Origin of the sequence: Bradyrhizobium sp. WSM2254, assembly GCF_000472645.1 — a bacterium.
In the GTDB taxonomy this organism is placed as follows: Bacteria; Pseudomonadota; Alphaproteobacteria; order Rhizobiales; family Xanthobacteraceae; genus Bradyrhizobium; species Bradyrhizobium niftali.
In genome coordinates, this window is sequence record NZ_AXAB01000067.1 from 19,289 (window position 1) to 31,945 (window position 12,657).

The following is a 12,657-nucleotide window of genomic DNA, read 5'->3' on the forward strand; positions in this document are numbered from 1 at the left end:
GACGGAGTAAGATTAGTGCAGCCTGCCGTTTCCGCGTTACGGCAAACTGCTGCCGCCCACAACTCGCCGCTGCCCCGATCACTGCCAGTCCGCCGCCGGCAAGCACCAGCCAAATCGGCATCGTACTTCGCAGAACCGGACGCCGCGGGACCTCTGGTCTGCACGATGGATTTCAGTCGTCATTACTCACGTCCGCAGTTCAGATGATTGCGATCGTGCTTCGCGTCGCGACGATATCTGCACGCTCATGCCGTCACCGGCGCCTTCCACCGCATGAAGCGCCGCTCCAGCGCCTCGAGGACAGCATTGCACGCGAGCCCGATGACCGTGATGCTGAGGATGCCGAAATACATCTGCGGGATCAGGAAGCTGTACTGGCTGTTGATGATGAGATAGCCAAGACCAGCCTTGGCGCCGACCATCTCGGACGCGACCAGCACCAGCATGGCGGACGCGCTCGCCAGGCGAATACCGACGAAGATGGTCGGAAGCGCAGCCGGCAGAATCACCTTGCGAAACAGTTGCTGCGGTGTCGCGCCCATGGTCCGCGCCGATTTGATCAGGAGCGGATCGACTTGCTTCACCGCGGCGATGGTGTTCAGCAGGAGTGGCCAGGCGCAGCTGTAGATCACCATCGTGATCTTCGACATCTCGCCGATCCCGAGCAGCAGGATGAACACCGGCAGCAGCGCGAGCGGCGCGGTGTTGCGGCAGATCTCGATGAACTGGTTCAGGAGATTACCGAGCCGGGCTGACCTGCCGACCGCCAGGCCAAGCGGCACAATCAGTGCGACCGATATCAGAAACCCGCTCAGCGCGCGCAGCAAGCTGGCGGAGACATCATCATAGAGCTCGCCGCTTTGCGCGAGCTGCCAGCCGGCGGCAATCACCTCCGAGAACGGCGGCAGGAACACCGCATCGATCAGGCCGAGCCTGGGAGCCGCTTCCCATAGCAACAACAGGGCAATCAGTAACAGGGAGCGGTGTCCAAGGACAGTCAACTGGCGGATCGCGGCACGGGCCCCACTCACCGCCGGCGACGGTTGAGGTTGCACGCCAGTGAGCGCCTCTCGGCGTCCGTGCGCGAGCTCCAGCAGTATCAGCGTCTCCAGACTAGACATGGGCGATCTCCTTCACCTCGTGGTCCACATGTCGCGCACCGACACCTCCGTTCAACTGGCCCCGCTGGGCCTTCTGAACCTCGTCGCGCAACAGGCTCCAGACCTCATGGCGTACATGGCCGAACTCCGGCAGTGAGCGCACATCGTCTACCTCGTCGCGCAGTACCTCGGGGAGGTCGATGACTTGCTTGATCCGCCCCGGACGCGACGTCATGACGGCTACGCGCTCGCCGAGCACGACGGCTTCGTCGATGCCATGGGTGATGAAGACGATGGTCTTGCCGGTGGCGCGCCAGATCCGCAGTAATTCACCCTGGAGCGTCTCGCGAGTCTGAGCGTCCAGCGCCGCGAACGGTTCATCCATCAGCAGCACCTCCGGATCGTAGGCGAGGCTTCGGGCGATCGCGACGCGCTGCTTCATGCCGCCGGACAGCTCGTGCGGATACCGATTGGCAAAGCCCGACAAGCCGACCAGGTCGAGGAAATGCCGCGCGATCTCAAGCCGCTGCCTGGCCTTGAATCCGGCGATCTCGAGCCCGAATTCGACGTTCTCCGCGGCGGTCCGCCAAGGAAACAGGGCGTACTGCTGAAATACGATTCCGCGGTCGCGTCCGGGTCCGGCGATGGGGCGCCCGTCGAGCAGGATGCGTCCGCTGGTCGGCGTCGTCAGTCCGCCCAGCAAATCGAGCAAGGTCGATTTCCCGCAGCCGCTTGGGCCGACCAAGACCAGGAACTCGCCGGTGCGAACGTCGAGCGTGATGTCGTCAAGGGCCGTGAAGCGGCCTGCAGGGCGGGCGCCCTCACCTCGCGTGATGAATTCCTTGCGGACCTGCTCGAAGCTGATCTTGACCGGGGTCATTGCACCTCCGCCGTCTTTCCCGGACGGAAATAGTTGAACGCGTTGGTGTATGTGTCGGAGGCCTTGATCTGACCGGGCTTGAACAGGCCATCCTTCTCGAGCCAGTCGATCCACAGCTGGATTTCGCGGTCCGAGATCACGCCGCCCTTGGATGCGACGCCGGTGCTCTTCCAGTACTTGATCGAGGAGGCATCCTCGTTGCGCTTGCGATCGGCGATGATCCGGTCGAACCGCGCCCTCACCTCGTCGGCCGGTGTCGTTTGCGCCCACGCGATCGCGCGCGAGACGCCCTCAACAAGCTTGCGGGATGCATTCGGATTGTCCTTGATGAACTTGTCCCGCAAGACATAGGAGCCGCCGGTGAACTGACCGAACAGATCGGTGTCGCTGAAAAGCGAGCGGATTCCACCCCGCTCCAGCGCCTTGTCGCGCAAAATGCCGCTGAGCGTACTCACCTCGACCTGCCCCTGACGCAACGCTTGATCCCCCGTTACGGGCGGGACCGCCACCAGCGTGACCTGCTTGGCCTCGCTCGCGCTGAGGCCGTTCCGGGCCAGGTATTCGCGAAGCACGAACTCAAGATGAGCGCCCAAGGTGTTGACCGCGACCTTCTTGCCGATGAGGTCGCGTGCCGTCTTGATCGGGCTGTCGTCCTTCACGTAGTAACCCTGATAGGTATTGGCGTCCGAACCGTAGTAACCAACCACCGCCTTGATCGGCGCCCGCGCCGCGATCAGCTTGAGGATGGCGCCATAGAAAGCGCCGCCGATGTCGATATCGCCGGTCACAACGGTCTGGATGTCCTGCGGGCCGCTGATGGTGTTGCCAACCCATTTGAGCTTCAGCGGCGTGAGATAGCCGAGGTCGTCGGCGAGCTCGATGAAGGTCACTTGCCCGGCCCAGCCCTGATAACGGATCTCGGTCTTTTCGAGCGGCGGCTCGGCGGCGGCCGGAGCCGCGAGGCCCAGCATGAAGGCGCCAGCGAGCGCCAATCGTGCGGCGCGATGCCGTGCGCGAACAAATCGAAATAGCGAGTTCATCCTGATAAATCCTGTCAGTGAAGCGGGATCAGGCGGCCTTGGCCGTCTGCGGTTTCGACGCTTTGATGCGCGTCACACTACGGCGACCGTCGACACTGAGCGGTACCTCGCCGTCGATGGTGGCGCGGCGAACGACGCGGTGCTGGTCGCCATAGTCGTTGACGGCGTAGTGCTGGGTTGCGCGGTTGTCCCAGATCGCTACGTCACCGGTCTGCCAAGTCCAGCGCACGGTGTTTTCCGGCGCAGTGATGTGGGACTGGAACAGCTCGAACAGCTTCTGCCCGTCATATTTCGGCAGGCCGACGAAGCGCTGCACGAAATTGCCCAGCACGAGCGTGCGCTCGCTGGTTTCGGGATGAACGCGCACCACCGGATGCTCGGTCTCGTAGATCGTGCCGGTAAACACCTCGTCGAAGTGCTTTCTATCCGCCTCGCTCGCGCGCGTCTTCACGGCGTAGTCATAGGCGTTGCTGTGGACCGCCCAGAGCTCATCCGCGAGCTTGCGCAGCGGCGCCGGCAGGTCGAGATAGGCTGCCGCCGTGCTCGACCATAGGGTGTCACCGCCGTACGGCGGGATCACCACGCCCCGCAGAACCGAAATCTTCGGATAGGCGTCGACGAAAGTCACGTCCGTGTGCCACTGGTCGGCACGGCCACCGCCCCGACCCGAGTCGAGCTCCAGAATCGACGACGTCCCCTTGGTCGCACCGACCGTCGGATGGGGCACGAGTTTTCCGAGTCTGACGGCAAAGCGCTCCTGCTCGGCATCGTCGAGATGCCCCTGGTCCCTGAAGAAAATGACCTTGTGCTCGAGCAGCACCTGGTTGATGGCGCGAACGACGTCGTCAGGCAGGTCGCCCGACAGCTTGACGTTCCTGATCTCGGCGCCGAGCCGTGCCGCGCGTTTCACGATGTCGGCGCGCGAGATGACATTGTCGATGGTGGTGGTCGTGGTGCTCATGATCGCGGTCTTCCCTGTGATGTTCTGGACAAAGCTCCGCCATGCGCCGGTCGTACGAGCAGCGGCGAAGAATGATGATGAAGAATGATGATGAAGTCTTGGATGTGGTCTTAGGGGATCACGTCGGCGGCTAGATGGTCCGCGGCACCACGGATCCCGGCGGTACAGCTCTCCGCGATCGCGCCGTCGCAGCACCGCACACGCAGAGCCGAGATCAGCTGGGCTGCTTCGCGAACGACGGTTGGATCGGATTGCCGCATGGTGAACGACCTCGGTTGGACAGTGCAGATCGTAAATGCGATCGCGATCCAGTCAATGAAACGAAACCAGCTTTGTTTTGCGCGGCGCGCAATGATCGCTTCGCACGCCAAGCGGACACGGAAATATTTGCGATGGTGATGGTCCGTTACGCCGTGTGACCGGCGTGACAGCCAGCCAAATCAACCCAGCCGAGGTACGAAACAGCTCGAATTGCTGCGGTTGTTCGTGACGACGAACGCACTCGTCTCCGATCGGCGACGAGCTCACGCGCTTCATGCTCGCTTCGCCCGCAACAACGCAAATTCATTTCATCGACAGCTTCGCGATCCCCGACATAGATTCGGACCAACACGCAAGCACGACGCAAACATTCGACAACGTCCAACATTTGCGAGTCAGGCCATGAGCAAACGGCAACTTTCTCTCAACTTCTTCATCTATCCTGACGGTCACCACGAGGCAGCCTGGCGTCACAAGGCGGCGACGACGGACCGCATCCTCGATGTCACTTACTACCAGGAGCTGGCGCAGCGCGCCGAAGCGCACAAGTTTGACGCGGTGTTCTTCGCCGACGGTCCGGCGCTGGCCGACAACGTCCGCTACGCGCAGCGGTTCCGGCTCGAGCCGATCACCCTGCTCACGGCGATCGCATCGGCCACAAAGCATATCGGCCTGATCGCGACCGCGTCGACGACTTACACCGAGCCCTATAATCTTGCGCGGCTGTTCGCCTCGCTGGATCACATCAGCGGCGGGCGCGCCGGGTGGAACATCGTGACCACGAGTTCGCCGCAGGCGGCCCAGAATTTCGGGCTGCCTGAGCATCCGCCGCATCACGAACGCTATGAGCGGGCGCGGGAATATCTCGATGTCATCACCAAGTTGTGGGACAGCTGGGAAGACGACGCGCTGGTCAACGACCCTGTCTCCGGTATTTTCGCCGACACCAGCAAGATCCACGCGATCGACCACATTGGAAAGCATTTTCGCGTACGCGGCCCGCTCAACGTGTCACGGCCGCCGCAGGGGCGGCCGGTCTATGTCCAGGCTGGCTCATCCGAGGACGGACGGGCCTTTGCCGCACGCTTTGCGGAAGCCATCTTCACCGCACACCAGACATTGGCGAGCGCCCAGGAATTCTATGCCGACATCAAGCGTCAGGCGCGCGCGTTCGACCGCAGTCCGGATCAGATTAAGATCCTGCCCGGCATCAGCCCCTTCATCGCCAGCACTCCGGTTGAGGCTGACCGCCTGCAGGAGGAGTTCAACGCGCTGATACGCCGGAATTCTCGCTGACCCAGCTTCGCCAGATGACCGGTCTTGACCTCACCGGATTCGACCTCGATGGTCCCTTTCCACGGCATCTGATCGACACCAGCGGCGCGCAGGGCGTCGCCAGCCGTTTCAAGCTCGTGGTCGACATCGTCGATCGCGAAAAGCCGATGATCCGACAGCTCGTGCAGCGCCTCGCCGGCGCGCGTGGCCACTGGGTGATTGCCGGGCCGCCGGAGAAGATTGCCGACAGTATCCAGACCTGGTTCGACAACGGCGCGGCAGACGGCTTCAACGTCATGCCGCCGTGGCTGCCCGGCGGCTTCGATCTCTTCGCCGAGCAAGTCGTGCCGATCCTGCGCAAGCGCGGTCTGTTCCGTCACGACTACACTGGCACGACGCTGCGTGAACATTATGGACTGAACCGTCCGCCGAGCGTGTTCTCCAGCTCGAATCGGGCGATCGCGTGATCGCCCTGGCCATCACCAGAGGCCTGCTTTCGTATCGGAGCGTGCCGGAGGTAAAAAACCTCGAGCGAGTGTGCCTCCGAAGGCAAACGTCGGGGGCCGGTCGCGACGATGCCTCCAAGACGTCCTCGGAGAAGTCGCGCCCGATGAAGACCAGACGGCTCGTTCGGAGCTCATCTGGTTTCCAGGGGCGTTGAACGCGGCTTGGTCGAATTCACCACCTGCAATGCTTGGAGCTGGCTGTAGGTGATCTTTTCAATCGAGCCTATAAGAGGCCTGAAAGAATGTACCCCAGCGCTCCGTGCTGAACTTCGCAAGCTCAGTCCCAGTGGTTCCCGGGCCATCACAGCCTGTGCATGTCATTTCACTGTCTTTTTTGGTCCACATGGCCCAATAGCGCGCGCCGATGCCGACGCTGAAGTTCTTGGTAATGAAGTAGGACAACACGCCTTCGAGTTGGACACCCCCGCCTCCGTTCCCGCGTTGATCAATGAAGGTGGTCGTCGGGCGCACAAGATGATTGTCACGTCCTTTGAAATCGGTCCAAGGCAGGTAAGCGACGTCGGTACTCAAACGCCAACGCTCGGTGAGCATAGTTTCGGCGCTTAGGCCGGCACGAGGTGCATTCCACTGGGAATTCTGGCTTCCAACGACTGTGTCGTCATCACCTGGATGTGGCCGCGAGCATGAACCCATCGGGTTGGCGATCTGTACACATCCGATGGAGTCCGAGCTCTGTTCGTAGTAGGTCCAGCCGATAAAGCCCCCGACCTTGTAGTTGGCGCCGCGCAGGAAATCGTAACCTACGTCGGCGGTGTAATAGCTGAACCTCCCGTTTGCCTGGCCTGATCTCGTGTTGATATAGGAGAGGCTGCGATCAATTCCCCAATCTTCATCGTTGGTGCTTCCTTTGTCGAAGCGACCGATGCCAACGTTGCTCTTCAGAAACGCTCCCCACGGGCTGTCAACCCGGCCAAATAATTCCCCGGAAAGTCCGTTGAGACCGTGGTGGGTGATCCCGATACAAGAATGTTAGGATCTCCAGCAGGGATTTCATTGGGCACAGCGCTGTCATTCCATTGGAATCGTCCGCGGCTGAGCCAGAGCCGCGAGCCGCCCTCGAACGACCAACCGGCTGTGTCAGCCGTCGGCGGCGCGCTGCCCGTTGCTTTCGTGAACAACGGCTCATCGGATGGTTGCGCACCCCAAGGGTCGGCGTCAAAATGGTAATTCAGACCGATCGTTCCGATGTGATAGCTGCTGGACAGGCTCGTTGTATTCGCCGGAAGGATTGCGAACGGCGGAAGCTGCACCGTCGGAGGCGTTGCGACACTCGGCCCACCGAAATGCAGATAGTCATATTCGACCTTGAGCGACCATGCAGACGTAAGTGCTTGCTCGACGCCCAGCCCGATGATGCCGCCGACCCGACCATAGTCGAAACTGGTGTTCTCCTGAGTCCCGCGGCCATTGAACTCGTTGTTGTTGACGACATCGCCGCGATTGTTTTGCCAAGCCACGCCTCCCTTGAGATAGGCTAGCGTGTGGCCATGCGGGCCAAAGGTGTAACCGACCCGGCCGGTCCCGGTCGCAAAGACGTTGGGACCTGCCGTGCAATTTGCGCTCACAACAAAGCCGGAGGAGGCGAGGCAGGTATTTGTGCCGTCGGAGACAGCACCGCTGACATCGAGTTCGACGCCAAAGACCCAGCTGTTCTTCTGCCAGTTATAGCCTATCTGGCCACCTGCGAGGAACATTGGGGTGTCAACCACGCCGCCATAGATTGGGGGACCGTAGGGATTGCTGAATGAGGTTCGGCCATACCCACCGCCGACGTTCCCGCCGATATAGCCTCCGGACCAGCTCCACACCGCCGCTGGCAATTTCACGTCTGGCCAAAGGTCTACCGCATTGGCTGCACCGCTTGCGACGAGCGCAATTGTTGCGACTCCCGAAAGAAGAACTCCAGATCGCATTCCAAACACTTCCTGCATTCTGCGCCGTCCACAACCGAGAGCCTTTACTTGTCGCCACAGCAAACCGTCGGGGCCAGACCACACGCTTTGCGACGCGCGCCCTAGTCCGCCTCGAAAATCACCGCTTGCGATTGGCAATGATGGCGTCAGCAAAGCAAACCGCGAGCCAATTGAATTCGGCGGTTTCTGCAGGCACTTCGTAGTGGTGTTTAGCGTCAAGTTGCTGACATTTGTCTCAAGACTCACAATCTACGTTGCTATCGCCGACGGCTTCATCGTGAGGCCATCTGAAGCAGGCCAATAGAGCATCCGCCGCAACTCTGCCGATGTCTCGCCTGATAAGGAACGGGGCCGGCTGGCGAGACCACCGTCTTCACTGCAGGGGGTCACGTGTGAATCGGCGCCGAAGCATGCCTCGTCTATGTCGCATGGATCAGTGACTTATGGCGCGATCGGGGTCGGGACCCCACACCGATACACAGACATGGCTCAGGTCAGGGTTGCTCAAGCCTTCGAGTGAGGCGTCGCGAAGAGTCGTCCGGCCTCGCGATCAACCGGATGGGATCCGGTGCGCACGTCGCATCACGACGAAAAACCCGCATTGCCGCCAGCATGCCTCCGGAACGACGCTGCCGGTTGTCAGATTTCCGACATCGCCGTTTTCAATTCGACGTGGCTCTGATCTCACAGCATCGAACGCGTTTCGCGGCTGATTTCGCTCGAGGCGAACACAGATGACGCGCTTCAAGGCGACGTAATGACGACGCTTCTATTCGGATCTTCGCACAGGAAGGATGCGGAGTGCCGCGAGCAGCAGCGAACCGTCGTCGGCGAACAGGTCCCAGATCATGATCCCGGCGAGTCCATGGGCGCGCGCGTACATCGCCTTGCGTGCGATGGATAGCGGATCGTCGTAGCTGATCCATATCCGCCGTTCAGCGTCATAGAGCCACGGCACCTGAGCCTCATCACTCCAATACCGGCGAAAGCCCTGCTCTTCCGGTCGCCGGACAACGAGATCGCGATAATCGATGCCGTCGCTCCCTCCCCACTCCTCGCTCGCCGTCGTCCCCTTTTGCAAGAGTCCCCCGTTGTTCTGCGGAACGCCTGCGACAGCTCGGCCATAGAAGGCGACCCCGAGCGTGACCTTGCCCCGCGGCACCCCGGCCCGGATCAAGGCATTCACACTTGCATCGACATTGAGATTGGGACTTGGATCGCCGGCACAGGCAAACAGCGGAGCATTGAAGCCGGCAAAGGTCGAGCCCGCATGATAGTCGTAGGCCATTAGATGAATCCGGTCGATCAGCTTGGCGAGAGCGGCCGCTTCCAGATTGACAATCTTATTGGGGACGGCCGATACGGCAATGGTGAGCTCCAGCTCCCTGCGCTCCAATGCGGAAAACTCAGTGAGTCTTCGGCGAAGCTCCGCAATCAGGAGCGTGAAATTCGTACGGTCTTCGAGGCGCGCGAGATTCCCTGGACGTCCTCCTGAGACAGGAAACTCCCAATCGACATCCACACCATCGAACAGACCCGGATAGGGTCGAAAGAACGCCTCGATAACGGATTGTGCGAACCGCGCGCGCGACATCGGCGTGGCAGCGGCGGCCGAGAAATATTTCGACCCGCTCCAGCCGCCCAACGACATCAAGATGCGGAGCTCCGGACTGCTCCGCTTCAATTCGGCGAGTTGGGCGAAATTGCCGCCGAACGGGATCGACGGCGCGGTTCCGTCGCAGGCTCCTGCGTCGAGGCAACGATCCGAAAGTCCAGCCAGTCCTTCTGGCGAAACGGTGCCGAACGCGTACATCAAGTGGGTCAGCTCGCGAGCCGGGATCGTCTTGATGTTTGGACCGCCCGTCCGGACCTTCCACGGGGCGAGATAGCCGGCGACCACTGGCCTCCTGGACGGCATGGCCCGTCCCGGATGCATCAGTGCGGATCCGCACACGAGCGTAGAAAACCCGGTTGCAGCGAAGTCTCGACGATTAATTGCCACAGGCTACGACCTTATGCTCTCTGTCTGATTTTACCCTGCGCCCACCGATAACGCGATCACCTCAGCGAGCCTTCGATATGCGTGGTACTGGCTCCCTTCGTTTCACTTGATCGCTACGACTTCATTGCGGTGTTCTGTGGCTGGCTTCCGACATTTTGTGGCTAGCATCCGCCGCGTTGTCCCATCCGAATATGTCGAAAGGCGCACAACTAAATTGGTGTATTGGAACGTATGGGCATATGGCCGCTCTCGTCGCTGAGTTGCGCTTCGCTTCATCGTCTCTGCACCTGGATGGGAGGCTATGAAGGGCAAACTGTGGCCCGCATCCTACCCCGCACGGGCTCCGTGTGAACCTGCGTTCAGGCCCGGGCGGAACACCTCCTTTTTGGTAGGATTTATGTTGCAACCGACGCGTGATACGGATCATTCTTGCACTTGCGGACTTGAACCACCTACAGAAAGCCAGGGAGCTCGAAAATGAACGACAACGCGTCTTCAACGCGAAGCGATCTGCAGGGACTTAGGCTGATCCGCGCTTTTCTCCGGATACGCGATCAACGCACCCGGTCCGAGTTCGTCGACCAAGTCGAAAGGCTCGCCGCGGAGGAGCCTGCGGGATCGGGTTCGAGCTTGCCCGGTTCATCTGGTTTCGCCGAGCATCCGGCGGATCCTCGCAGTTGATCTCTCGCCTTCTTCGTGTCGCCCAACGCCACGTTCCAGCATCATTCGCGTCTGCCCTTGTTGCAGGAAGTCCATGACTTGGCCGCCAATCGTGATAGCAGGGAGCCACGATGGCGATGCCTCAAATGCGAGTCCGCTGGCTAATTCCGCTCTGATGCCACCGCCGCGGTGTGGCGACGTCGGACGTCGGGACGATCAGCGTGTTCAGATCTTCGGGTACGTCGCCGCATTTCCGGATCACCTTGGCGTCGCCGAAGTCGCCGGGCGATGGGTCCTTCGGTAACAGAGAAGGCGACCGCGCCCATGATGCCGGGCTTGCGGGACAACGCCTCGGCACGCCTCACAGCGGCGTTGGTGGAAATGCATTCCGTCTTGCCGGCTGCAACTCCATCGTCGAGAACAGGCCGGCTCTCGTCGGGAGCGAACCGGACCGACACCTTCTTGCCATCGATGGTGTCGTCCTCGGAGAATGAGGTGAACGGCACCAGGCAGCAGCTCTGCGGATCGAGCCAGCGCTTCCAGTGCGCGCGCTCACTACCGGACGTCGGTCGTGCCGCCATCGAGCTCATCCTCAGCAGCTGCTGGAAGTCGATTGGCCTGCCCTTTGCTTCCAGCTTCTTGGTGGCGTCTACAGAACCCGCCACGAGCTCGGCACGCCCCAGCGTGCCATCACGAGTTTGCGTCCGCGCGGGATAGTGAGGAAAATCCTAGGCACCAAGGGCAGATCCCGGTCCGGTCATTCGTCGGTATGCCCCCCCGAACAGCCGGCGAATACCTGAGCGCCTTTTTTCTACGAGGAGCCCTTGCTTCCCGAAAAGACCAGCCCTACCTGTGCTCCGCCCGCATTGGCACTCGTGGGCATCGACTGCTAACCACCTAAATCACCAACCCAAGCAATTGCTTAGGAGGACTCCATGAAATTCCGTCCGCTTCACGACCGCGTCGTGGTCAAGCGCATCGACGCCGAAGAGAAGACCGCTGGCGGCATCATTATTCCCGACACGGCCAAGGAAAAGCCGTCCCAGGGCGAAGTGATCGCCGTCGGCCCGGGCGGCCGCGACGAGAGCGGCAAGCTGATCCCGATCGACGTCGAGGTCGGCGATCGCGTGCTGTTCGGCAAGTGGTCGGGCACCGAGGTCAAGATCGACGGCCAGGAGCTGTTGATCATGAAGGAGAGCGACATCATGGGCGTTCTCACCGATGCGTCGGCCAAGAAGAAGGCCGCCTAATCCAACCGCTCGCACCGCTCACCTCTGAGGAGCGCCTGCCGGGCGCCTCAGGAGTGAGATGAGACCAATCAACTCAGGGAAACAAATATGTCAGCCAAAGAAGTCAAATTCGGCGTCGACGCCCGCGACCGCATGCTGCGCGGCGTCGACATCCTCAACAACGCGGTGAAGGTGACGCTCGGTCCGAAGGGCCGCAACGTCGTGCTCGACAAGTCGTTCGGCGCTCCGCGCATCACCAAGGACGGCGTCACCGTCGCCAAGGACATCGAGCTCGACGATAAGTTCGAGAATATGGGCGCCCAGATGGTGCGCGAAGTCGCCTCCAAGTCCGCAGACGCGGCCGGCGACGGCACCACCACCGCGACCGTTCTCGCGGCTGCGATCGTGCGTGAAGGCGCCAAGGCGGTCGCCGCCGGCATGAACCCGATGGACCTCAAGCGCGGTATCGATCTGGCCGTAGACGCCGTCGTGGCGGACCTGCAGAAGAACTCCAAGAAGGTCACCTCGAACGACGAGATCGCCCAGGTCGGCACCATCTCGGCCAACGGCGATGCCGAAATCGGCAAGTTCCTCTCCGACGCCATGAAGAAGGTCGGCAACGAGGGTGTCATCACCGTCGAGGAAGCCAAGTCGCTCGAGACCGAGCTCGACGTCGTCGAGGGCATGCAGTTCGACCGCGGCTACATCTCGCCCTACTTCGTCACCAACGCCGACAAGATGCGCGTTGAGATGGACGACGCCTACATCCTCATCAACGAGAAGAAGCTCTCCTCGCTGAACGAGCTGCT

Annotated in this window: 10 protein-coding genes and 2 pseudogenes; 3 read left to right on the top strand and 9 right to left on the bottom strand. The window is 61.3% G+C overall.

Translation table 11 applies throughout. The features are described from left to right. Positions 1-245 precede the first annotated feature (245 nt). Genes A3M7_RS0135475 through A3M7_RS0135490 form a run of 4 tightly spaced genes read right to left on the bottom strand, consistent with a single transcriptional unit; the run spans position 246 to position 3,981 of the window. Entirely contained in the window at positions 246-1,121 is an 876-nt protein-coding gene (locus A3M7_RS0135475) for an ABC transporter permease (RefSeq protein ID WP_027548161.1), read from the bottom strand. Then, positions 1,114-1,980 carry an ABC transporter ATP-binding protein gene (locus tag A3M7_RS0135480; protein ID WP_027548162.1) on the bottom strand — a complete coding sequence of 289 codons (867 nt, stop codon included), beginning with the start codon at positions 1,978-1,980 and terminating at the stop codon, positions 1,114-1,116. The genes A3M7_RS0135475 and A3M7_RS0135480 overlap by 8 nt, the downstream gene beginning before the upstream one ends. Next, a complete protein-coding gene (locus A3M7_RS0135485; RefSeq protein ID WP_027548163.1) occupies positions 1,977-3,020 on the bottom strand; it encodes an ABC transporter substrate-binding protein in 1,044 nt (347 codons plus the stop codon). Before A3M7_RS0135485 ends, A3M7_RS0135480 begins: the two co-directional genes overlap by 4 nt. A gap of 28 nt (positions 3,021-3,048) precedes the next feature. Beyond that, positions 3,049-3,981 carry a TauD/TfdA family dioxygenase gene (locus A3M7_RS0135490; RefSeq protein ID WP_027548164.1) on the bottom strand — a complete coding sequence of 311 codons (933 nt, stop codon included), beginning with the start codon at positions 3,979-3,981 and terminating at the stop codon, positions 3,049-3,051. A 663-nt stretch (positions 3,982-4,644) separates the two neighbouring features. On the opposite strand from A3M7_RS0135490, the pseudogene A3M7_RS0135500 reads away from it, so the two are divergent. Next, a pseudogene (locus A3M7_RS0135500) lies at positions 4,645-5,984 on the top strand (LLM class flavin-dependent oxidoreductase). Between the two features lie 121 nt (positions 5,985-6,105). On the opposite strand, the pseudogene A3M7_RS50855 reads toward A3M7_RS0135500, so the two are convergent. The 5 genes and pseudogenes from A3M7_RS50855 to A3M7_RS50870 all read right to left on the bottom strand — a co-directional run. Beyond that, positions 6,106-6,195 (bottom strand): annotated as a pseudogene (locus tag A3M7_RS50855) (GTP-binding protein); the annotation flags it as partial. Positions 6,196-6,236: 41 nt separating this feature from the next. Further along, positions 6,237-7,004, bottom strand: a complete 768-nt coding sequence (locus A3M7_RS50860) for a hypothetical protein (protein WP_371090242.1) — start codon at positions 7,002-7,004, stop codon at positions 6,237-6,239. Continuing rightward, entirely contained in the window at positions 6,923-7,975 is a 1,053-nt protein-coding gene (locus A3M7_RS50865) for an outer membrane protein (protein ID WP_245284392.1), read from the bottom strand. The genes A3M7_RS50860 and A3M7_RS50865 overlap by 82 nt, the downstream gene beginning before the upstream one ends. Before the next feature lie 751 nt (positions 7,976-8,726). Beyond that, positions 8,727-9,857: a glycoside hydrolase family 18 protein gene (locus tag A3M7_RS45465; RefSeq protein ID WP_049823896.1), complete on the bottom strand. Its 1,131-nt coding sequence runs from the start codon at positions 9,855-9,857 to the stop codon at positions 8,727-8,729. A gap of 923 nt (positions 9,858-10,780) precedes the next feature. Further along, the gene (locus A3M7_RS50870) at positions 10,781-11,284 is read right to left on the bottom strand and encodes a hypothetical protein (protein WP_027548166.1); all 504 of its coding nucleotides are present in this window, start codon (positions 11,282-11,284) and stop codon (positions 10,781-10,783) included. 270 nt (positions 11,285-11,554) lie between these two features. Between A3M7_RS50870 and groES the strand changes: the two genes are divergently transcribed. Both groES and groEL read left to right on the top strand, forming a co-directional pair. Continuing rightward, entirely contained in the window at positions 11,555-11,869 is a 315-nt protein-coding gene (gene groES / locus A3M7_RS0135520) for a co-chaperone GroES (protein WP_027548167.1), read from the top strand. Positions 11,870-11,956: 87 nt separating this feature from the next. Next, positions 11,957-12,657: chaperonin GroEL (gene groEL, locus A3M7_RS0135525; RefSeq protein WP_027548168.1), on the top strand; the 701-nt coding region annotated here is incomplete at its 3' end.

Coding starts and splice junctions, on each gene's coding strand:
- A3M7_RS0135480 (WP_027548162.1), bottom strand. CDS start 1,980: ATGACCCCGGTCAAGATCAGCTTCGAGCAGGTCCGCAAGGAATTCATC.
- A3M7_RS0135490 (WP_027548164.1), bottom strand. CDS start 3,981: ATGAGCACCACGACCACCACCATCGACAATGTCATCTCGCGCGCCGAC.
- A3M7_RS50865 (WP_245284392.1), bottom strand. CDS start 7,975: ATGCAGGAAGTGTTTGGAATGCGATCTGGAGTTCTTCTTTCGGGAGTC.
- A3M7_RS0135485 (WP_027548163.1), bottom strand. CDS start 3,020: ATGAACTCGCTATTTCGATTTGTTCGCGCACGGCATCGCGCCGCACGA.
- A3M7_RS0135475 (WP_027548161.1), bottom strand. CDS start 1,121: ATGTCTAGTCTGGAGACGCTGATACTGCTGGAGCTCGCGCACGGACGC.
- groES (WP_027548167.1), top strand. CDS start 11,555: ATGAAATTCCGTCCGCTTCACGACCGCGTCGTGGTCAAGCGCATCGAC.